This window comes from Candidatus Hydrogenedentota bacterium (genome assembly GCA_012730045.1).
Taxonomy (GTDB): Bacteria; Hydrogenedentota; Hydrogenedentia; order Hydrogenedentales; family CAITNO01; genus JAAYBR01.
On the sequence record JAAYBR010000042.1, the window covers coordinates 22,141 to 43,556 of the forward strand.

Here is a 21,416-nt window from a genome sequence, read left to right on the forward strand (position 1 = left end):
CACTGCAATGATGTGTGTTTTCGCGGTCATTGCGAGGAGGCCGTCCCGGCCGACGCGGCAATCTCCTGTCGGAAAGCCCCAGGTCTCCACATCTCGCGGGTGAAGGGGCCCCTTTGGCGCCGCCGACACTTTCGGAGCATGTTCACAGGACGGCCGTTCCCAGCACGCATCCACGGATTCTCTTACCCGGCGATCAGGAAAGACAGAAAACACTTGACGTTTTTGCTGCGATGAACGATAATGGCGGCGGGGGCGATGTTGGTGCGGTGCCGAACGTGTGCGGGTTCTGTCCGGCAGGAGCGGCGATGAGCGAGCTTTACTCCTCTCAGAGCAGTCTGACCCCCGATATTGCGGAGGAGGTCGGCGGCCTTTCCTTGTCCAGCGTCATGCCCATGCTGCTTCTTTTGGCGGGCACCTGCGCGGTGGGTTTCTGGGGGGCCCACATCCGGGTGCAGGAGCGCGACGCCGAGATGCGCGCGGCGCTTTTGGAGCAGGCCACCACGCTGGCGGGAAACATCAACCCCCACCTCGCCGCGCAGCTCACCTTCACCGAAGACGACGCGGATTCCCCGGCGTACCGCCGTGTCCGCCAAGTCATGACGGCCTTCGGGCGCAACATCCCGAACCGGGGCATCTACAGCATGGCGCAGCGGGAGGGCAAGCTGTACTTCGGCCCCGAGAACTATCCCCCCGAAGATCCGATGGCCAGCCCCCCGGGGACCGAATATCTGGAGCCGGCGCCGGCAGACTTCGCCGTCTACATCACAGGCACCCCCTTCGTCGTGGGCCCCACTACGGACGAGTACGGCACCTTCGTCACCGCCGAAGCGCCGGTGATGGACCCCATCTCCAATCAGGTGCTGATGGTGGTGGCGATAGACATCCTGGCAGAGGACTGGGACAAGAGCGTCAACAGCGCCCGGCTGGCCCCCTTCCTGCTCACGGTGGGGCTCCTGCTTTCCTTTGTTGCGGGCTTTGTCCTGCTGCAGCGGAATGGCCGCCGGGGCGGCGGGGGCCGGAGCGGCGTGGACCTGCGCCGATGGGTGAGCGTCCCCCTTGGGGTGCTCTTCTTCTGCGGGCTGGCCGTGTTGACGGCGCATCAGGCGAGTGAGTACCGGAAGACGCGCCTGACGGAGGGCCGGTGGGTGGCGCAGACCACCCTGCTCGACTGGAACCACACGGTGGCGACGGAGGCCCAGGTGCTGGATGTGTGGGCGCACCGGGTGCGGGAAAACGCAGAGGTCATGGACGCGTGGCGGGCGGGGGACCGTGAACGCCTTCTGGCCGTTGCCGGGCCGATATTCACCCACATGCGGCAGACGCAGAGCATGGCCATTCTGCATTTCGTCGGTCCAGACAAGACGAATTTCCTCCGCGCCCATCTTCCCGGGGTGCACGGGGATCCCCTGTCCTGGGCCTCCCTCGAAGCGGCCGCCGAAACGGGGATACCACAGTGGGGGCTTGATCTCGGACGCTGGGGCAATTTCTCGGTGCGGTATTGCATGCCCGTCCTTGACCAGGATGCGTTGCTGGGCTATCTCGTTGTGGGAAAGGATATCGGCGCGATTCTGCCCCGCTTTTCCAGAAACCTCCGGGGAAACATCGCGGCCGTGGTGCCAAAACGGCTGGTTTCCCGGGAGGCCTATGAGACGGGCAGGCAAATGTTTCAATACCCCGGGAACTGGGAGGACCTTTCCCAGTACATCCTGGTCAGCCAGACCGCCGCATCTCTTCCCGGCGGGGTAAGGGACTGGCTGGAAAAGCCCCATTCCTCCTTTGAGGCGTCCTCGGTGACGATGTTCTGGGAGGAGGGCCGGAGGTTTCTCCTGCTGCCCATCCATCTGGCGGACGGCCAGGGGGAGAACATGGCCTCCCTGGTGTTCTTCCAGGATGTCACGGACCGGTACTGGGCCACGATTAATTCCCTCGTCTTGCAGGGCGGACTGGCCTTGGTGCTCTTCTTCGCGGCCGTTGCCCTGATCCACAGCATCACCCGCCGCGCCGAACGGCTGATCGCGGCCGCCTTCGCCCGGATGCGCGCGCGGGAGAAGGACCTGGAACTGACGCTGTACTCCATCGGTGACGCCGTCATCACCACGGACCGGGAGGGGGCCGTCGCGCGGATGAACCCCGTCGCCGAGAACCTGACCGGATGGACGGCGGAGGAGGCGGCGGGCTTCCCCCTGGAGCGGGCGTTCCGCATTGTCAACGCTGAGACGCGCCAGCCCGAGCCCAGCCCCGCGCGCCGGGTGATGGAGACGCGGGCCGTGGTGGGGCTGGAAAACCACACGATCCTCATCGCCCGCGGCGGCCTGGAGCGCCAGATCGCGGACAGCGCGGCCCCCATCACCGACGCGGGCGGGCGCCTCCGCGGCGTGATCATCGTTTTCCGCGATGTCACCGAGCAATACCGCGTCCGCCGGGAACTGGAGGAGAGCCGGGCGCGGCTCGCCGCCCTCATGGACGCCGCCGGCGACGCCATCCTCATGATGAACCCCTCCGGCAAAATCACCTTCTGGAACCCCGCCGCGGTGCGGATGTTCGGATACACGCGCGAAGAGGCGCTGGGAGGCGACCTCCACAAGCTTATCGCCCCGGACCGCTACCATGCCGCGCACAAGGCGGCCTTCCCCCATTTTTTGCAGACCGGCCGGGGCAATGCCGTCGGCAAGACGCTGGAACTGGAGGCCCGGAGAAAGGACGGGTCGGAGTTTCCCGTCTCCCTCGCGCTTTCCGCCGTGCGCATGCAGGACGGATGGCACGGCGTGGGCATCGTCCGGGACATCACCGAAAGCCGGCGCATGGCCGTGGAGCTGAGGGAGAGCCTGCGCCGCCTCCAGCGGATTCTCGACGCCGAGGACGTGGGGGTGGTCATCGCGGACTGGGAAACACACCAGGTGCGGTTCGCCAACAAGAAGGCCCTTGACCTGGCCGGGGTGTCCGAGGGGGACATGACCGCGCTCCGATGCTGGGACCTGTTTTCCGCCGCCGAGGAGGGGAAGTGTCCGATCAAGGACCTCGGGCTGCCCGGGGAGACCAAAGACTGCGACCTGCTCACGGCGGATGGCGGGCGCATTCCGATCCACAAGACCGTGGCACCGATCATGTTCCATGGGACGAAGTGCCTCATTGAGACGTTCACCGACATCACGGAGCTGCGCCGGGCGCAGGAGACCCTGGCCGCCAGCGAGGCCCAGTTGCGCCTGATCCTCGACAGCGCCAACGTGGGCGTGATCATTGTGGACCGCAAAACGCACCTCATCGAGTTTGCCAACCTGACAGCCCTTTCGCTCTTCGGGGGACCGGAGGAGGAGGTCTGCGGAAAACTCTGCCATGAGTTCGTCTGCCCGGCGCAGCGCGGCCAGTGTCCCATCACCGACCTGGGCATGGAGATTGAGTCCGCCGAGCGGGTACTGCTCACCAAGGACGGAAGCCGCGTGCCCATCCTGAAGACGGTCAGCTCCATTCCCTTCGGGGGCAAGGAATGCCTGCTTGAGTCCTTTGTGGACATCAGCCGGCTGAAGGCCGCCGAGGCGGCGGTGCGCGAGAACGAGGAGCGCTTCATGGAGGTGCTCTACGCCTCCGACGACCCCGTCCTGCTCATTGCCGACGGGGCCTTCGTGGACTGCAACGACTCCGCCGCGCGGCTCTTCGGCCGCGTTTCGCGGGGGGAGCTGCTCCAGACGTACCCTGCCGATCTTTCCCCGCCCGTCCAGCCGGACGGGCAGTCGTCCAAGGAGAAGTCCAACGCCATGATAACGGCGGCGCTGAAGCAGGGATTCCACCGCTTCGAGTGGGTACACCTCAGGAAGGACGGGGGGGAGGTCTTCGTGGAGGTGTCCCTGCTGCGCATCGTTCATCAGGGGAGGACGATGCTTCACGCGGTGTGCCGCGACATCACGGAGCAGAAGCGCGCCGAGGAGGAGCTGGAACGGAACCGCGAGCGCCTTGTGGTCGCCACGAAGGGCATGGGGACGGGCATCTGGGAGCACTTCCTCGAAGACAACTCCCTGTACTGGGACGAGCAGATGCTGGTGGTCTACGACGTGGCGCCCGAGGAGCTCACCCGGCATATCTCCGACTGGGCGCGCCGCGTGGCCCCGGAGGCCCGCGAAACGGTCGAGCAGGAGCTTGAGCGGCAGATCGCCCAGGGCAACGGCATCTACCTGGAATATCCCATAGTGGACCGCGGCGGCGGCATCCGCCACATTGCGGCCAAGGGGATCATCTTCACCGACGGGACCGGCCGCCCCATTCGCACCATGGGCGTCTGCTACGACATCACGGCGCGCAAGAACGCGGAGCAGGCCCTGCGCAAGAGCGAGCAGCGCATGAACGAGCTCGCGGAGCAGGGGCGCACCGTGGTCTGGGAGGTGGACGCGGAGGGGATGTTCACTTACGTCAGCCCGGTGTCCGTTCTGGTCTACGGCTATCAGCCCGGCGAGATCGCGGGCCGCATGCACTTCGAGGCCCTGCACCCCGAGGAGGGCCGCGCTGAGTTTGCCGAACTCATCCGCGACATTTTCAGGTGCAAGGAGCCCATGCAGGGCATCGAAAACCTCATCCTGAAGAAGGACGGGAGTGTGATTTGGGTGTCCACCAGCGGCATACCCGTGCTGGACGGGGACGGGAATCTTACGGGATACCAGGGCAGCGACACAGACATCACGGAGCGGCGGCAGGCCCACGAGAGTCTGGAGCGGGTGAACCGCGACCTGGCCGCCGCCATCGCCCGGGCAAACGCCCTGGCCCGGGAGGCGCAGGCCGCCTCCCTCGCGAAAAGCCTGTTCCTGGCGAACATGAGCCACGAAATCCGCACGCCCATGAACGGCGTCATCGGCATGACGGGCGTGCTGCTGGACACGGAGCTGAACGCCGAACAGCGCCGGTACGCGGAGGTCATCCACCGCAGCGGCGAGGCCCTGCTGGCGCTGATCAACGACATTCTGGACTTTTCCAAGATCGAGGCGGAGAAACTGGAGCTGGAGGCGATTGACTTCGACCTGCGCGCCGCCGTGGAGGACGTTGCGGAGCTGCTCGGCCTGCGCGCGCAGGAAAAGGGGCTGGAGTTCATCTGCCGCATCGCCCCGGGCACGCCGACCCTCCTCCGGGGGGATCCCGGCCGCATCCGCCAAATCCTGAACAACCTCGGCGGCAACGCCGTCAAGTTCACCGACACCGGGGAGGTGAGTCTGACCTTCTCCGGCGTGGAGCTTCCCGACGGAACGGTCCGCCTGCGGGCGGAGGTGCGCGACACGGGCATCGGCATTCCGGAGGAGAAGGCCGGAAGCATCTTCAACGTTTTCGAGCAGGCCGACGCCTCGACCACGCGCCGTTTCGGCGGCACCGGTCTCGGCCTGGCCATCAGCCGCCGCCTGGTGGAGCTGATGGGCGGGGAAATCGGGGTGGAGTCCGCCCCGGGGACCGGGTCCCTCTTCTGGTTTACTGTCATGCTGGGGCGGCAGGCGGGGGACGCCGCGTCCGCGCTGACTTCCGCGGAGGTCCGGGGCACCCATGTGCTGGTGCTGGATGACAACCGGACCAACCGGATCGTCCTGTCCGAACAACTGGAGGCGTGGGGGGTGCGCCACGAGGAGGTGGCCGACGCCCAAACCGCCCTCGACCGGCTGCGCGGGGCCGCTTCCTCCGGAGACCCCTTCAGCCTGGTGATCACGGACATGCAGATGCCCGCCATGAACGGGGAGCAGTTTGGTGAGGCCGTCAAGGCGGTCCCCGAACTCCGGGAAACCCGGCTCATCATGATGACCTCCATCGGGCAGCGCGGCGACGCGCGGCGGCTCCGGAAATCGGGCTTCTCCGCCTACCTCACCAAGCCCGTCAAGCAGTCGGACCTCTACGACTGCCTGGCCTCCGTGCTCGGAACGCCGGGCGGCGGGGAGAATGCCCCCCTGATCACCCGGCACCGCCTCAGCGAGGCCCGCCGCGGGCGGGCGCGCATCCTCGCGGCGGAGGACAACCCCGTCAACCAGCTCGTCATCCAGCGCGTGCTGGAGAAGCTGGGGTTCCACGCCGACGTTGTCTCGAACGGAAGGGAGGCCGTGGACGCCCTTGCCGGCGAACCCTACGACCTCGTTCTCATGGATTTGCAGATGCCGGAACTCGACGGGCTGGAGGCGACCCGCATTATCCGCTCGGGGGAGTCCGGCGTGCCCAACCCGGGCCTGCCCATCATCGCCATGACCGCCCACGCCCTGAAGGGCGACCGGGACCGCTGCCTGGGGGCAGGCATGGACGACTATGTGACCAAGCCCATAGACCCGGCGCTGCTCCTGGAGGTGCTGGAGAAGTGGCTGTCGCCCGAGCCCGCCGTCGGACTGTCCCCCCCGCCCGCGCCGGCCGCCCCGGCCGCCCCGGCGGCGGAGACCGTTCCGGCCCAGGCCCCCGGCGAATCCCCCGATCTGCCGGCCTTCGTCCGTGAACGGCTGCTCGACATGCTGTCGGGCGACGGGGACGCGGTGCGCGAGGTGCTGGGCCAGTATCTCGAAAGCGCCCCGGAGCAGCTCGCCCGCATTGCGGACTGCATGGCCCGCGGGGACGCCGCGCAGGCCGGGCGCGAGGCCCACACCCTCAAGGGGGCCTCGGCCAATGTGGGCGCGGAGGCCCTCGCCGAGGCGGCCCGCGCCCTGGAGGCCGCGGGGCGCGATGGGGATTTGGACGCCGTGGCCCGGCTGCTCCCCGCCGCCGAGCAGGAGTTTTCGCGCTTGAAGGCGCTTTTGCAGGAGGACGGTGCATGAGGGTGCTGGTTGCCGAGGATGATCCCACCTCGCGGGTGCTGCTCGCGTCCATGCTGAAGAAATGGGGGCATGAGCCCGTCTGCGTCGCCGACGGCCTGGAGGCTTGGGACGTGCTGCGTCAGGCCGACGCCCCCCGGCTCGTGCTGCTGGACTGGGTCATGCCCGGGCTGGACGGTCCGGAGGTCTGCCGGCGCCTGCGCGCCGTTGAGACCTCCGATCCGCCCTTCGTCATCATGCTCACCGGGCGCGCGGAAAAGGGGGACATCATCCTCGGCCTGGACGCCGGGGCGAACGACTATCTTTCCAAGCCCTACGACCCGGACGAGCTGCGGGCGCGCCTGCGTGTCGCCTGCCGCATGCTGGACCTTCAGCAGGGGCTCGTGGAGGCCCGCGACGCCCTGCACCATCTCGCCGTGCATGACTCCCTGACGGGGGTGTTCAACCGCCGCGCCATCCTGGAGCGTCTCGAGCAGGAAGTCGCCCGCGCCGCCCGTGAGGGGGGAAGGCTCTTTGTCGGGATGTGCGACCTGGACCATTTCAAGGGGATAAACGACACTCTGGGGCATCAGGCCGGGGACGACGTGCTGGCGGTGTTCACACGGCGGATTACCGCGAAGCTCCGGGTCTACGACAGTGTCGGCCGCTACGGGGGGGAGGAGTTTCTGGTCATCACCCCGGCCGGGGGAAAGCCCGACCCCAGATGCATCTATGAGCGCCTGCGCGCCGAAGTGGAGCGCGCGCCCATTCCCACCCGCGCCGGGGACGTGAGTCTCACCGTCAGCATCGGCGTGGCGGACGGGTCGGGAAAAAGCACCGTGGACGGACTGGTCGAGGCCGCCGACCGCGCCCTGTACCGGGCGAAAGCGCAGGGAAGAAACCGCGTGATTCTCGCCCCGGAGGAATAGCGCGCCCCCGGCGTCTCAGCCTTGAAACGCTCCAGAGCAGGCAAAGAAGAACTGCGGCCGACTTCGCGTCCCATTAGAAGGCTCGGGGGCACGGTTTCGGTGCTTATCGGTGAGGCGTTCCGGGCAGGCGTCCCCGCAGGGGACAAATGTGAGTAGCCGGAGGTGACCGAAGGGAACCTCCGGTAGGCGGGCACTGACAGAACTCAACCCCGAAGGGGGTTGAATGTGAACGAGTTCGCGGACAGGTATGCCGGGAGCGCACATTCAACCCCCTTCGGGGTTGGTTTTCTCTGGGGCCTCTGTCCGGAGGTTCCCTTCGGTCACCTCCGGCTATTCACGTTCATCCCCTCCGGGGAAGTACCACCCGCACACAGGAGCGGATTCGCTTCATTGGGAAATGTTCTAAAGCTGTTTTGCGCCGCGCTTCCGGAGCTGCTCGATGACCGTGCGGAGTTCCTCGGCGCGGTCCTTGGGCATGACGAGGACGGCGTCGGGCGTGACGACCACCACGAGGTCTTTCGCGCCGAGAACGGCCACGGCCCGGTCGTCCCCCCCGGCCTCGTGGTAGACAACGCAGTCCTTGCAGTCCGCCAGCAGCGGGTCGCCCTGGGTGACGTTGCCGTGCTTGTCCGCGCCGCGCAGGCGGGCCAGTGCGGGCCAGGACCCGACGTCGTCCCAGTCGAAGGCGGCGAGGATCATGGACACCCTGCGGGTCTTCTCCATGAGCGCGTAGTCAATGGAGATGGAGGGGAGCCGGGAGAAGAGCTCGGCGGCGGTGTTGCGGTCGTTCTGGCGGAGGGCGGCGGCCATCTCGCGGACGGCGCGGGCGTGCTCCGGCGCGGCGGCCTCCAGCTCGCGCAGGAACACGTCGAGCCGCCAGAAAAACATGCCGCTGTTCCAGAAATACCCCCCGGCGGTGATGTAGCGCTCCGCCGTGGGGAGGTCGGGTTTCTCGTGGAAGGCCAGCACCCGGGCCGTGCTCAGCTGCCCCGGCTTGGTGTCCGTCTGGATGTAGCCGTAGCCGGTGGACGGGTGGGTCGGCGGGATGCCGATGGTCACGAGGGTGTCGGTGCCCTCGGCGGCCTTGACGGCCGCGGCGAGGGTGCGCCGGAAACCGTCGGCGTCGCGCACGGCGTGGTCCGCCGTGAGCACCGCCATCACCAGCTGGTCCGGCGGCGCGGCGTGGCGCGCGAGGAGCGAGGCCGCCGCATAGCAGAGACACCCGGCGGTGTTCCGGCGGCAGGGCTCCACAAGGATGTTGTCCGGCGGAAGCTCGGGGGTTTCGCGGCGGATGGCGTCGGCCAGCTCGCCGCTCGTCTGCACATAGACCTGCCGCGGCGGGATGAGCGGCGTGACGTGGTCCAGCGCCTCCTGGAGCATGGACCGGTCCGGGTTGACCAGCCGCAGGAGCTGCTTGGGCCGGTTCGCGCGCGACACGGGCCAGAAGCGCTCGCCCGAGCCGCCCGCCATGATGACCGCGACATGCAGCATGCGTGTCAGTCTCCCTTCTTGCCGGTTTTCGCGCCCGAGAACGGCGCCATGGCCTCCAGCAGGACCTGCTGGGTGTCCTCGTCGAACTGATTATAGGTGTCCGGCTCCGCCACGACAAACCGGTCCCCGGCGTTTGCCGCGGCATAGGCGCCCGCAACGGTCTTGCGGAAGGCGGCGAAGGGCGCTGCCGGGGCGAAGCGGTCGAAGACGGGATGCAGCACCACCAGCGGTTTCGGCGCGAAGGCCGCGCAGATTTGGTCGAGGTCGTAGGGCACCGTTTGCTCCGCGCCGGCGTACAGCCCGAGACGCGGCAGCAGCAGGCTCTCCTGCGCCCACCGGCGGACCCCGCCCGTCTCCATCTCATCCGTGTCGAGGCGGAAGGGGAGGGGGGGCGCGGCCAGGGCCAGCCCGGCGATGCGGTTGTCGAGGGCGGCCACATGCAGGGCCAGCAGCGCGCCCTGCGCGTAGCCGACGGCCCACACGTTGCCCGTGTCAATGTAGGGAATTTCCGCCATCGCGTCGAGCGCCGCCCGCGCGTCGCGCGCCATCTTGCCCAGGAGCGACCAGCCCGGGTGGCGGTCGTAGAAGCCCTCAATCTCCAGCACCCGCGCGCCCGTGCCGACGGCATCGAAGCAGCACACCGCGTAGCCCGCGCGGGCGAGGTTTTTGTGGGGCGGCTCGCCCCGGCGGTACGACGGGTTGTAGCCGCCGGGGATGGCGTGCGGCCCGAGCCACAGAATCGCCGGAATCTTCTTCCCCGCCTTCACCGTGCCCTTCGGCGCGTAGATGTCGAGATTGATGTACTCGCCGAAGACGACGGTTTCCTTCTCCACCCCGGGGATCAGGTCGCCCCGGTTGAACAGCGCCTGCACGTGCGGCGCCTGCACGCCGTAGGTCATGTTCGCCGTGGACGCCTGCGGCGGCGCTTCGCCCATCATTCCCTCCACGGCGGCGCGCAGGGCGGGCATGCCCGCCCCGTCGTCGGCCGTCGGAATCTCCGGCAGGCCGCCCGCGTTCGCGCGCCAGCCGTCCCAGTCCCACGGGAAGGGGAGCCGTTCGGGCACCGGCGCGCCCCTTCCGCGCAGGTGGTAGTCGCACCAGTCGAGGTACTTCTCGATGACGGCGGGCGCCGTCTCGTGGCCGGCCTCGCGCCACAGGATGGACACGTTCCCCGGCGCGCCCAGCAGTTCGTAGACCGGCTTTACGGCGCGGTACGTGTGCTGCATGGCCCAGCCGTGCTCCACGTCGTCGCTGAACGCGATGCTCAGGAGGCAGGGCCGTGGCGCGGACATCGCCACGAGGTGGTGCAGGTCCGCCGGGGCCTTGTGCTCGCGCCCGGCGAAGAAGCGCCAGCGCGGGTGGAACCAGTCTATGAAGGCGCGCGTGATGTTCTCGATGCCCTCGGCGAACTGGTGCTCGCCGCACAGGCGCGACGGCATGCACCCGCCGACGCCCGAGCTGCTCGAGATGACCGCCGCGAACCGCTCGTCCAGCGCGGAGCCCATGAGCGACGACTTGCCGTTGCGCGAGTGCCCCGTGAGCACCGCCTTCTTCGCGTCCGCCTCCGGCACCGTTTCCAGGTAGTCCAGGCAGCGTCCGGCCGCCCAGCCGCGCCGGCACAGCTTCGAGAAGTCATATTCCGGCCACGCCTCCAGGAAACTCGCCGTGTCGTCCCGCGAGTCCGCCCCCGCGTACACGCAGGCGAGGTATCCCCGGCGCACGGCGATGAGCGCCCAGCCGTTGTGGTTGTCCTGCGTCATGAACACCGGGAACGGCCCCGGCCCCGGCGGAAGGTACAGCTTCGCCCACAGGTGGGCCTTGTGCTCCGGGCCGAAGCGCAGGTTCACCTCGCGCACCCGCACCCCCGACGGCTCCGTGGACTCCGAGAGCACCTCCGCCTCCAGGTTGTCCGGCGCCGGCGGCACGCTCCCCAGAATCCAGTGCTGGAGCAGGCCCATCATCCGCGCCCGCTCCGCGCGCCACGCCTCCGGCGTCGTGATGTCCCGGCGCGCGCCGTCCACCAGCGGGTGCAGCGGCAGCGGCAGCGGCGCCTCCGACGGCATTGCGTCAAAATCCGGCACCGGCTCCCCCGACGCCTTCAGATACTCCGCAAACGGCTCGTGCTTCAGCAGCAGCGGCGGCAGCGCCGCCTCCGGGGCCGCGAACAACGCGCACCCCGCCGTGAACACCATCGCGGAAAACAGCATGTCAAATCCTCCAGGCAGGCACTCGGTTTACAGGGACAGCATACGTCACCCGCCCCGCAGGGGTCCAGCGGGCGCCGGGCCTCTGATCGAAGGGCAAGACGCCATGAGATCCGTAGTTGGGGCGAGAACGAGATGGCTTCAGGCGCTGTGCGCCTTCGCCATGACGCGAAAAGGCGCGTCACGGCGAGCCCCTGACCGCCCGGGGGCGGGAATTGTGCCCATGAAGCTATACGGATACGGGTGTCCTCTTCCTCTTCACCCCGGAGGGGTGAGGGCGATTAGCCGGTGGTTGAGCGAAGCGACACCACCGGGAGCGGGATCCTCCCCCTTTTTTCGGCACCCCGGAAGGGGTGCGGGACTCCGGGGTCAGCGGGAACCGATGCGTCCTGAACCCCTGCCGGGGTTCTCAAAGAAGGGAGGATGTCCTGCTGTCCGGTGGTGTCGCTGCGCTCAACCACCGGCTAATGTCCTGCATCCCTCCGGGATGCTCAAGACTTCCGCTTTCGGCCGTTTCCATGTTTGGGATTCGGGGGCGCGGGCGACCGGCACCCTTTGTCGCGGAAGAATACGTCTGCTTCATTAGCAGCGCAGCGCGGCCATCCCGTGCCCGGCGCGCCTTAGGTTCTCACGGCATCCTGTCCGGCGATTACCGGGGCGCCTATTCCGAAGAGGGGGAGGTGTTGCGCAGGAACACGGCCAGCGGCGCGGTGACGCTGGTGAGGTAGACGGGGTTCTGGCGGTGGTTGTCCTCGGGGTGGCGGCATTCCCAGGGGGCGCCGAAGGCGTCGCCCTTGCGGAAGTCGTCGGCGCGAAGCTGGCGGAGGTAGTCGCGCACGAGGGCGGCGGCGGCCTCCGGGTCCGCCTGGGCGGCGGCATGGGCCACCCAGCCGACGGGGGTGTCCCAGTAGGCGCCGTTCTGGTAGCGGTTGCGCGCGGCGAGGCACTTCTCCCAGACGGCCTTCTCGGAGTAGTCCAGGTCCTGGGGCACATGGCGGATGCCGCCCTCCCACGCGATGGTGCCGTCGCGGAGGGCTTTAGCCAGGGCCGCGCAGGCGCGTTGGGCCGGTTCCCCGGTCACCGCGCCGGTCCATACCGAGAACGCGGTGCCCCAGACATCCGGCTGGGCGCTGGTGCCGGTGCTGGCGGCGAACCATCCGTCGAGCCGCTGGAAGACCCTTGGGAGGGCTTCGGCAATGCGGGCGGCGTCGGCGCGGTAGAATGCCTCGCGGTCGGGCTGTCCGGCGGGACCGGCCATGTCGGCCATCTCCCCGGCGGCGCGGTGCTTGAGGACGGAGCAGAAGAGCAGGTCGCCCGTGTGCGTGACCGTGTCGAAGAAGCCGAAGTTCACGCCCCGGTTCTCCGCGCCCACACGGACCAGCCCCGTGCCGGGGTCGGAGGGGGGCATGGCGTAGGCGGCCTCCAGCCGCGCGAAGAGCGTCTTTCCCCGGTGCTCCTGCCGCAGGAAGGCATCCTCCCGGGCGGCGCGCTGGAACTGTCGCGCCATGTGGATGAAGAAGTATTGGTCGTCAAGGCAGGGGAGGATGCCCCATTGCTCGCCGCCCTGCTTCCCGTAGTCCTCCAGGATGCCGGGGAAGTAGATGGGCACCCCGCCGAAGGAGATATGGTCCGGGATGGACCCGGCGGGCAGGCGGCTGCCCGTGGGCAGGACGGTCTCACCGTCCACCTGGTGCGCGGCGGCCACAGTCAGGGCGTGGCGCTGCTCCTCCAGCGGGACCCCGCCGGACTCGAGAGACATGGCGTAGTCCCGAATCCAGTAGGCGGGGTAGGCGTTGCGCCCGCCGGGGCGGATCAGGGTGCCGCCGGAAGTGTTTGGCCCGATCCCCGCGACCGTCTCCCCGGGCCGCACCCGCGACGCCTCCAGCGTGGCGTCGGCCAGTTCCCGGAGGAAGGCCACATCCTCCGGAGCGATGAGGGGCGTTTCAGCGTGCGCGGTGCAGCCCGCCGCGAGGAAGAGGGGAATGAGCAGGGCGCGCATGGGGCTACCTCCCGGCGGGTTCGGTTTCGCCGCAGGTGGTGTACATTTCGGGATAGAGCGGTAGCAGGAGGGAGGCCACGCGCTTGTACGGGCGCAGAAACTTGACCCCGTCGAAGGCGGCGAGGACGAGCTGCTGGTTGGCCTGGGGGGTGTAGTCCGTGAAGGCCCCCGTGACGTCTCCCCTCGCCGGGGCGTTGACGTCCAGCATTTGCACCGGCGAAGCGCAGGCGTAGTCGAAGGCCTTCGCGTCCACCGTGCGGATGTCCTCGCGCGACAGGGTCCGGTAGTGGATGCGGCGTGACGGGATGTCGTACACGATCCGCCACTGTGTGGTATCCTGGGCCACATCGTCCAGGATGCGGAAGGCGCCTGCCACGGCGTGGTCGGCGTTGCCGGACTGATATTTTGCCACGCCATCGGCGGCGCGCACAAAACGCGCCTTGGACCCCTCGCCCCCGGGCAGGGTGTCCCTGCCGCCGAACAGGCTGTACCCGCCCAGGTCCTCCAGATGCTCGCGGTAGCCGTTGTTCGCCAGCACTTTGTGCGGCAGCCCCGCGCCGTGGTGGCAGACTGTCTTTCCGTCCACCACCTCCACCGCCGCGGCGTTGCCGGAGGCGTCCGCCACGAGATAGTGCAGGTCCGTGCCCACCTCGTTGAAGATGGCGGCGTCCTGCGCGTGCGCGATGACCTCGGCCACGGTGGCGTGGCAGTCCAGCTGCTGCTGGATCCACTGGAGGTTGCCCACGGCGGGCCGCCCGCCGGGGTCCGAGTGCGCCGGCTGGTCCGTCACCATCACCTCCACCACCAGCCCCGCCTCGTTCATGCCGCCGCAGGGGAACTCCCGGGCGATCTGGTTGAACGTTACGCTGCCGTATTTGGAGGTCCACTCGGCGGGCGGCGCGGACACGGGGTTCAGCAGCACCGCCGTCTTGCGCACCCCCCGCTTGTTCACAAAGAGCGCCGCGCTCTCCACGCTCCAGTCGTAGTTCCGGCCGAAAACCGGCGCGCCGCCGTTCTCCAGCACGAAGGTGGTGCAGGGGTGGGCGGCGGACGCCGCCAGCAGCACCGCCAGCAGGGCGGCGGTCGCGCCCCGTATACTCACACGCATTCGGGAATCCTCCGTTCCGTTTGGGCAAGCATAGCATGAAAAACGCCCCCGGCGGCTGGAGGAGGACCGCCGGGGGCGCGCATGGGGGGGACTACTTGCCGCCGTTCAGGCCCAGCATCAGAATCCAGACAAACATAGTCGCCCAAATCTGGATGAAAAGGGCGCCCGCGTCATCATCGGCCCGGGCCACGCGGACCGGTTTGCTGTGGGGTGTGAGGTGCTTCATGTCCGGCTCCTTTCCCGTTTCGCCTATTGGTTCATCCAATCGCTCTGCCCATAGATACCGTCAGAATCGAGAAGTGTTACCACATTGAAGGGAACCATGAAGCAAGCCGCACTATTTCTCCGGCCATGCCCGCAGGAGCATCACGCCGTGGCGGGGAAGGGTGCCCGCCGCGAAGGACCCCTCGAATGTGCCCAGGTCCTTCTGCCGCCAGAGGTCGCGCAGGCGGTATTTGCCCGCGAGCCCCGCCTCTTCCCAGGAAAAGGCCATGTCCTGCGCCATCTCGCCGGCATTGAACAGGCCAATGGCAACGGATCCGTCCTCCAGGGGTTTGGTCCACACCTCCCGTTCCCCGTCCACATGGACGGGGTATCCCTGCTTCCCGAGGACATCCTGGTCAATCTCGATGACTTCGGGGTTGCAGAGCACATTGAGGGTGAATGCGTCCAGCTGGGTCATGTCGCCGCTGTAGAAGAGGGGGGCGGCCATGAGACACCAGAGGGACATGTAAGAGTACTGCTCGCTGGGGGTCAGCGGACAGGGCGTCGGCTCGCCGTTCTGGCGCGCATCGCCCACCCAGCCGATCTGGAGGTAGTCCGGGTCGTTCCACGCGCCGGGCCGGGCGTACTGGTGGTGCTCGGCGTTGCGCCGGGCGACGGCGTGGTAAACGTTCAGTTCAAAGCCCAGGTCGCCCGCCGTGCGCCAGCAGTGGCCGCCGACCTCCCCGCCCCAGGTCCACACGTTGCCCATGCCGTACTGGCAGAGGTTGAACACGATGTCCCGCTCCTGTTCGCGCAGGAGGGCGGACATTTGGCGGTAGGGTATCTTCAGCTTTTCGGCCTCGTCCCCCTTCTCCTTTCGGGCGATGTCGCCGTAGGAGCACCAGTCGTACTTCAGGAAGTCGAAGCCCCAGTCGGAGAAGGTTTTCGCGTCTTGGGCCTCGTGCTGGTAACTTCCGGTGAACCCGGCGCAGGTGAGCGGCCCGGGGGAGATGTAGGTGCCCGCGCGGAGCCCCTTGGCGTGGATGTAGTCCGTGAGGCCGCGCATGTCCGGGAAGTGGGCGTTGGCGAGGAGGACGCCGTTCTCGTCTCGCGCCGGGCCGACCCGCAGGGGGTCCCTGTGTTTCGGGGCGTTCATCCAGCAGTCGTCAATGTTCACATACATGTAGCCGGCGTCGGCCATGCCCGTGGCCACCAGGATGTCCGCCGCCTCGCGCATCATGGCGTCTGTAATGCGGTCGTAATGGGCGTACCAGTGGTTCCAGCCCATGGGCGGCGTCAGGGCCAGGGTGTCGCCCACAACAAGGCGGAAGGGGCGCTCCGCCTTTCCCTTCGCGTTCTCCGCCCGGAGCGTCATGTCCCAGGGGCGCTTTTCCTCCGAGGCGACCGTTCCCGTGATAATGCCCGTGTCGGCGTCCAGCGCAAGGCCCTCCGGCAGGCCGTCGGCGGCGAAGCGCATGGGCCGCCCGCCCGTGGCCGGAATCCGGTAGAGGAACGGCGCGCCCGGCGTCACGCCGAAGACGCGCGGACCGTTGATGCGCGGCTCCGCGGGCGGCGGCGGCGTCAGGAGGTAGGGCTCCTCCGGGGGCCGGGGCACCACCTTAGGGGACTCTCCCTCCGTCTCGAAGAACGCGTCGGCGAGGTCGAGGTGGTCGAAAGTGTTCTTGTCCCCGGCATCACCCATGGAGAAGGTCATGGAGCGCACGCCGGACAGAGGGAAGTCTATTTTCATGGGCGCCCCGCCCCCGCGCATCACGCCGCTGTCGAACACCCTCGCGCCGTCGGCGAAGATGGTCAGGGTCACCGTGCCCCGGTCGCCGACCCCGCCGTCCACGCCCGTCAGTGCGGAGAACCGCGAGGCGCTTCCATCCAGTTCGATAAAGAAGGTTCCCGGAGTGTGCAGCCCGACACCGCGCTCATATGTCTTGCCGCCGAGGGTAAGCGGCTTCTTGGCGACGGACTGTCTCGCCTGGGGTTCCCCCCATCCCTGCCGGATGGGCGACAGGTCGAGTTCGTCCATGAATATCCGGTTGGGGGCCGCGGCGGCGCACAAGCCCGTGAGGCACAACAGGGCCAGACCTGTGAGAAAAGGCTTCATTCAGCGCTCCTTCCTGGTTTGGCGGCGGGGGCGCGCCCCCTGCGGCACGGCCGCATTTTCGCAGAGCGGCATATCCAATGCAAGCGGCCCGCGCCTTTTGACCCCCGGCCGGGGATTTCGGTATAGTCATGCTTCCCGAAACCGGTGTCTTGCGCCGTGAGAGGGCGGTCGCCGCGTCAAACCCCAGATTCGCCGGAGAGCCCCATGTCCGTTCTAATGAAAACCATTGTCGATTTCAAAATCCGCTGGGCCTTTTTCCCCCTGTTTTACGCACTGCTGCTGCTGTCGGCGTGGGTGATGGGGGTGTTCGCGGAGGGCGAATGGTATCCCTGGCTGCTGCTCTTCGCTGTCGCCGCGTCGGTCGACCGCAACACCGGCACCGTCGGCGGGATGTTCCGCCGCGTCGGGGCGCTGGTCACCCTGTATGCCCTGCTGTGCGTCGTGGTCGGGGTGATGTCGTTCTTCATCGAGGTCAAATGGACGGTGGGGCTTTTCCTGTTGACGGCGGCGACGATTGTCGAACGCGAGACGGACTGCGCCAAAGACGTTCTTTTCCGCTGGGGGCTCTTTCTGGGGCTTTTCGGGCTTCTTTACCAGTTCACCTACACCATGGGTGTTTTCGTGGACGCCCCGTGGGACATTCAGGTGCTGCTGTGGGGCAATCCCGACCGGTACATTCCCGTGCTGGACGAACTGGTGATTCTCTGCACCGATTTCGACACCTATCTGGTCGTGCTGGTGCTGCTCTGCTGGCAGATCGGGTATTACATCTGCCGGGGGCGGGCGGGGCGCCAGGCCGTCCTGGCGAAGGTCTTCCACGGGCTGGGAATTGCCGCCGGCTTATGGCACCTGGCGGGCCTCTTTCTTCACAAGAAGGCCATTTTCTGGTGGCCGGAGTACGAGTACACCCTGGTGTTCATCCCGCTGGCCGCCGCCTTCTACGCGGCTTTCTACTTCATGGGGCGGCTCTATGTCCGCATGCGGGACGAGGACCAGCGCCTGCTGGCGCGCGCCTTCTGGCTCGTCCTGCTCGCCGTGGTGTTCACGAACGTCATCGGCGAGGACAACATTAAGGCCACGGTGCAGCGGCACCGTCCGCTGCATGACACCTACTCGGAATGGAACGGCGCGGTGCGCGTCATGAACGATGAGATCGTGCGGGGCAGCTATTCCTACATCTCCGGGCACGCGTCGTCGTTCTTCACCATGCTTGCGGTGTACTTCTGGGCGCTGCGCTCGCGGAAACTCGGCGCCGCGCTGCTGGCCTGGGCGGCCTTCCACGCCTTCACCCGCATCTACACGGCGGCGCATTTCCCCTACTGCACCCTCATGGGCTCCCTCTTCGGCTTCACCGTGGCCACCATGATCTGGTTTATCCTCGTCAAAGACCGGCGGAGGATTGGGGGCGGTGACCAGAACGCATCAGTCTGACCGTTTTGCGGCGCTCCGGACGCGTTCCAGCACGGAATCCATTCGTCCAGCTGCCGCGTCCGGCACCCCTTTCACCGCCAGGAAGTCGGCGCGTTCAGTCTGCCCGTTGGGTTTCCCCCAGCCGTGGGCGTCGAAGACGCCGAGCGGGGTGAGCCCCGCGGCCTCGACCTCCTTTGCCAGCCAGTCCAGGGGATAGGCGCGTTCCTGGGTGATCTGGCCGTCCCGTCCATCGCCGAAACAGATGCGCGTGGTGCACATCCGGGTGGCGGGGTCGTAGTCGTTTTCCCAGGTGACGCCCAGACCGTCCGCATCGTCGGTCCAGGTCTTGCCGGCGTAGTACTCCGTCATCATGAACTCGGTGACCACGTCGAAATAGACCATTCCACCGGGGCGGAGGGCCGCCGTGAACGAGGCGAGAGCCGCCCGCACGTCCTCCGGCGCCAGCAGGAAGTTCAGGGAGTCGAACAGGCAGGTGATCATGCCGACGGATCCGTGGAAGGGCAGGCGGCGCATGTCGGCGACGGCGAGGGGGAAGGGCCCCCGGGCGGCGCGCCCCTCGCGGAGCATGGCGGGGGAGAGGTCCACGCCCACGATGGGCCAGCCGGCCCCGTCGAGCATTTCCATCAGCACGCCCGTGCCGCAGCCGACGTCCAGGTGGACGAAGGGGCGCGGGATGAGGACGGCGAGCTCCCGGACGGTTTTGGTCCAGCGGGTGTAGCAGACGTGCTCCATCATGGCGTCGTAGTGCGGGGCGATGACGGCCAGCGGGTCCGGGATGCTCATGCCGGGGGGTGTCCCCTCAGCCAGAAAAGGGTGGCGGCGGTGTTGGGGTCCGTCACCTCCTTTGCCCGGCCGAATTCGACCTTTTTCCCGAACACATAGAGCACGGCGGGGCCAAATCCGGATTTCCGAAGGATGTCGCGGGCCTCGGCGGCCTCGGGGTAGTCGCGGGAGGGCTCGGAGAAGTCCGCAACGCACAGTCCCTGCGCCAGCCGGCCCATGCCCGGGCGGCCGGTGGTGTGCCAGCAGATGGCCTCGTGCACGTCGTCGGAGACGCCGAACTCCTCGCGGCAGATTTCGGCCGCGACGGGGCCGTGCAGCAGGAGGGGCTTTGCGAGCTGCGCCTCGCCCATCGGGATCCGCCGGGCGCGTGCCTCGGCCAGCAGCTCCTCCTTTTCCATGCCCCGCGCCAGGTCGTGCAGCAGGCCCGCGGCCACGGCCTCGTCGTGGTCAAGTCCGGCGCTTTCGGCGAAACTGGAGAAGTACTCGGCCACAAAGACCGAGTGCATGACCCGCTTCTCCCCGAGGGTTTGGCGGATCCGGGCCAGAAACTCGCGGGAGCGCTCAGCCTTGGCCACGGGCATGATAGAGGCCTTTCTCGCGGATGACGCGCAGCGCGCCGGGGGGCACCAGTCCGGAGACGTCGTCCCCCGCGGCGAGGCGCTCGCGGACTTCTGTGGAGGACAGCGGGTCCTCCTCGAAGGGGAGCAGCGTGGCGCGGCCGCACAGGAGCGGCGGCAGGGGGCGCCCGCAGCGGGGGCGGCACACCACCAGCAGCCGCGCCAGATCCAGGATCACGCCGGGTTCCCGCCACTTGGGCAGGTCCAGCGCGGAGTCGTAGCCGAGGATCAGAAAGAGCGCCGCCTCCGGGTGCCGGGCATGCAGGGCGCGCAGGGTGTCGGCCGTGTACGACGGGCCGGAACGGTCCATCTCCAGGCGGCTCGCCTCAAACCCCGGCTCGTCCGCGACGGCTGCCGCCACCATTTCCAGGCGGTCCTCCGCACACGCGGCCACCTCGCCGGACTTGTGCGGGGGCACGTTGGCCACCATGAACAGGACACGGTCGAGCCCGGCGGTGTCGCGGGCGGCGCGGGCGACGCGCAGGTGCACCGCGTGCACGGGGTCGAAGGTGCCGCCGAACACGCCGATGTTCGGCGGACTAGCCACGGATCTGGCCCGTTCCGCGGCAGACGAACTTCAGGGAGGTGAGGCCCTCCAGGGCCATCGGGCCGCGGCAGTGCAGCTTGCTGGTGCTGATGCCGATCTCGGCGCCCATGCCGAACTCGAAGCCGTCCGTGAACCGCGTGGAGGCGTTCACGTACACCGTGGCGCTGTCCACCTCGTCCAGGAAGCGCTCCGCCGCCGCGTAGCTTTCGGTCACGATGGCGTCGGAGTGGTGCGACCCGTACCCGTTGATGTGCGCGATTGCCTCGTCCAGCGAGGACACCACGCGGATGGAGAGAATCTTGTCCAGATACTCCGTGGTCCAGTCCTTCTCCGCGGCCGGCGCGCAGTCAATGAGCTGGGCGGTCCGCTCGCAGCCCCGCAGCTCGCAGCCGCCTTCGCGCAGTGCCCGGGCCAGTTCCGGCAGGAGCATGGGCGCCGCCGCCTCGTGGACCAGCAGGGTCTCCATGGCGTTGCACACGCCGGGCCGCTGGAGTTTGGCGTTCATGACGATGCGGAGCGCCATTTCGGGGTCGGCGTCCTCGTGGAGGTAGGTGTGGCACACGCCGTCCAGGTGCGCCACCACGGGGATCCGGGACTCCTCGTAGATGCGCGCGATGAGGCTCTTGCCGCCGCGCGGGATGATCACGTCAATGTGCCGGTCGAGCTGGAGCATTTCGCCCACCGCCGCCCGGTCCGTGGTGCCGATGATCTGCACCGCATCCTCCGGCGCGCCCGCCTCCCGCACGCCCTCGCGGAAGAGTTCGGCGATGACCACGTTGGAGTGGATGGCCTCGGAGCCGCCGCGCAGGATGGTCGCGTTGCCGGACTTCAGGCAGAGCGCCGCCGCGTCGGCGGTCACGTTGGGCCGGCTCTCGTAGATGATGCCGACCACGCCCAGGGGCTGGCGGATCTGCGCGATGCGCAGGCCGTTGGGGTGGACGTACTGGTGGACGATGTCGCCCACGGGGTCAGGCAGGGCCGCGACGATGTCCAGCCCCTCCGCCATGGCCCCGATCCGCTGGTCCGTCAGCTCCAGCCGGTCGAGCATGGCGGCCGAGAGGCCCTTGGCGCGCCCGGCCTCGAGGTCCTTCGCGTTCTCCGCCTGGATGCGGGCCTTTCCGGCGCGCAGGCGCGCGGCGGCGCGGCGCAGCGCGTCGTCCTTCACGGCGCGCGACAGGGACCGCAGGGTGTCCGCCGCCCCGCGGGCGTTGCGCCCGATGCTCTCCAGCTCCTCACGCAATGTCATGGCGTGTCTC

12 protein-coding genes are annotated in these 21,416 nt (G+C 68.1%); 3 read left to right on the forward strand and 9 right to left on the reverse strand.

Annotated features, from left to right (window positions below; translation table 11 throughout):
- Positions 1 to 305 precede the first annotated feature (305 nt).
- Together GXY15_04180 and GXY15_04185 are read left to right on the forward strand one after the other, a co-directional pair.
- Positions 306 to 6,755: a PAS domain S-box protein gene (locus GXY15_04180; GenBank protein ID NLV40410.1), complete on the forward strand. Its 6,450-nt coding sequence runs from the start codon at positions 306 to 308 to the stop codon at positions 6,753 to 6,755.
- Positions 6,752 to 7,660: a diguanylate cyclase gene (locus tag GXY15_04185; GenBank protein NLV40411.1), complete on the forward strand. Its 909-nt coding sequence runs from the start codon at positions 6,752 to 6,754 to the stop codon at positions 7,658 to 7,660. The genes GXY15_04180 and GXY15_04185 overlap by 4 nt, the downstream gene beginning before the upstream one ends.
- A gap of 402 nt (positions 7,661 to 8,062) precedes the next feature.
- Here the strand turns inward: GXY15_04185 and GXY15_04190 are convergent, their stop codons facing one another.
- From GXY15_04190 to GXY15_04210, 5 genes are all read right to left on the reverse strand, one after another.
- Positions 8,063 to 9,160: an NTP transferase domain-containing protein gene (locus GXY15_04190; GenBank protein NLV40412.1), complete on the reverse strand. Its 1,098-nt coding sequence runs from the start codon at positions 9,158 to 9,160 to the stop codon at positions 8,063 to 8,065.
- Positions 9,157 to 11,358 carry a hypothetical protein gene (locus GXY15_04195; protein ID NLV40413.1) on the reverse strand — a complete coding sequence of 734 codons (2,202 nt, stop codon included), beginning with the start codon at positions 11,356 to 11,358 and terminating at the stop codon, positions 9,157 to 9,159. The genes GXY15_04190 and GXY15_04195 overlap by 4 nt, the downstream gene beginning before the upstream one ends.
- Before the next feature lie 658 nt (positions 11,359 to 12,016).
- On the reverse strand, positions 12,017 to 13,354 hold the full coding sequence (locus tag GXY15_04200; GenBank protein NLV40414.1) for a hypothetical protein: 1,338 nt from the start codon (positions 13,352 to 13,354) through the stop codon (positions 12,017 to 12,019).
- A gap of 4 nt (positions 13,355 to 13,358) precedes the next feature.
- Complete coding sequence (locus GXY15_04205) at positions 13,359 to 14,462, reverse strand: linear amide C-N hydrolase (GenBank protein ID NLV40415.1); 1,104 nt, start codon at positions 14,460 to 14,462, stop codon at positions 13,359 to 13,361.
- A gap of 337 nt (positions 14,463 to 14,799) precedes the next feature.
- On the reverse strand, positions 14,800 to 16,782 hold the full coding sequence (locus tag GXY15_04210) for an alpha-galactosidase (protein ID NLV40416.1): 1,983 nt from the start codon (positions 16,780 to 16,782) through the stop codon (positions 14,800 to 14,802).
- A gap of 204 nt (positions 16,783 to 16,986) precedes the next feature.
- Between GXY15_04210 and GXY15_04215 the strand changes: the two genes are divergently transcribed.
- Complete coding sequence (locus GXY15_04215) at positions 16,987 to 18,213, forward strand: phosphatase PAP2 family protein (protein ID NLV40417.1); 1,227 nt, start codon at positions 16,987 to 16,989, stop codon at positions 18,211 to 18,213.
- Here the strand turns inward: GXY15_04215 and GXY15_04220 are convergent.
- From GXY15_04220 to GXY15_04235, 4 genes are read right to left on the reverse strand one after another with little or no spacing between them, the layout of a single operon-like run.
- Positions 18,205 to 18,996 carry a class I SAM-dependent methyltransferase gene (locus GXY15_04220; GenBank protein ID NLV40418.1) on the reverse strand — a complete coding sequence of 264 codons (792 nt, stop codon included), beginning with the start codon at positions 18,994 to 18,996 and terminating at the stop codon, positions 18,205 to 18,207. The two genes, GXY15_04215 and GXY15_04220, sit on opposite strands and share 9 nt — an antisense overlap.
- Positions 18,993 to 19,577 carry an HD domain-containing protein gene (locus GXY15_04225; protein ID NLV40419.1) on the reverse strand — a complete coding sequence of 195 codons (585 nt, stop codon included), beginning with the start codon at positions 19,575 to 19,577 and terminating at the stop codon, positions 18,993 to 18,995. Before GXY15_04225 ends, GXY15_04220 begins: the two co-directional genes overlap by 4 nt.
- Positions 19,558 to 20,142, reverse strand: coding sequence for a nicotinate (nicotinamide) nucleotide adenylyltransferase (nadD, locus tag GXY15_04230; GenBank protein ID NLV40420.1), 585 nt, complete (start codon positions 20,140 to 20,142; stop codon positions 19,558 to 19,560). The genes GXY15_04225 and nadD overlap by 20 nt, the downstream gene beginning before the upstream one ends.
- Before the next feature lie 10 nt (positions 20,143 to 20,152).
- A complete protein-coding gene (locus GXY15_04235) occupies positions 20,153 to 21,406 on the reverse strand; it encodes a glutamate-5-semialdehyde dehydrogenase (protein ID NLV40421.1) in 1,254 nt (417 codons plus the stop codon).
- Positions 21,407 to 21,416: the final 10 nt, after the last annotated feature.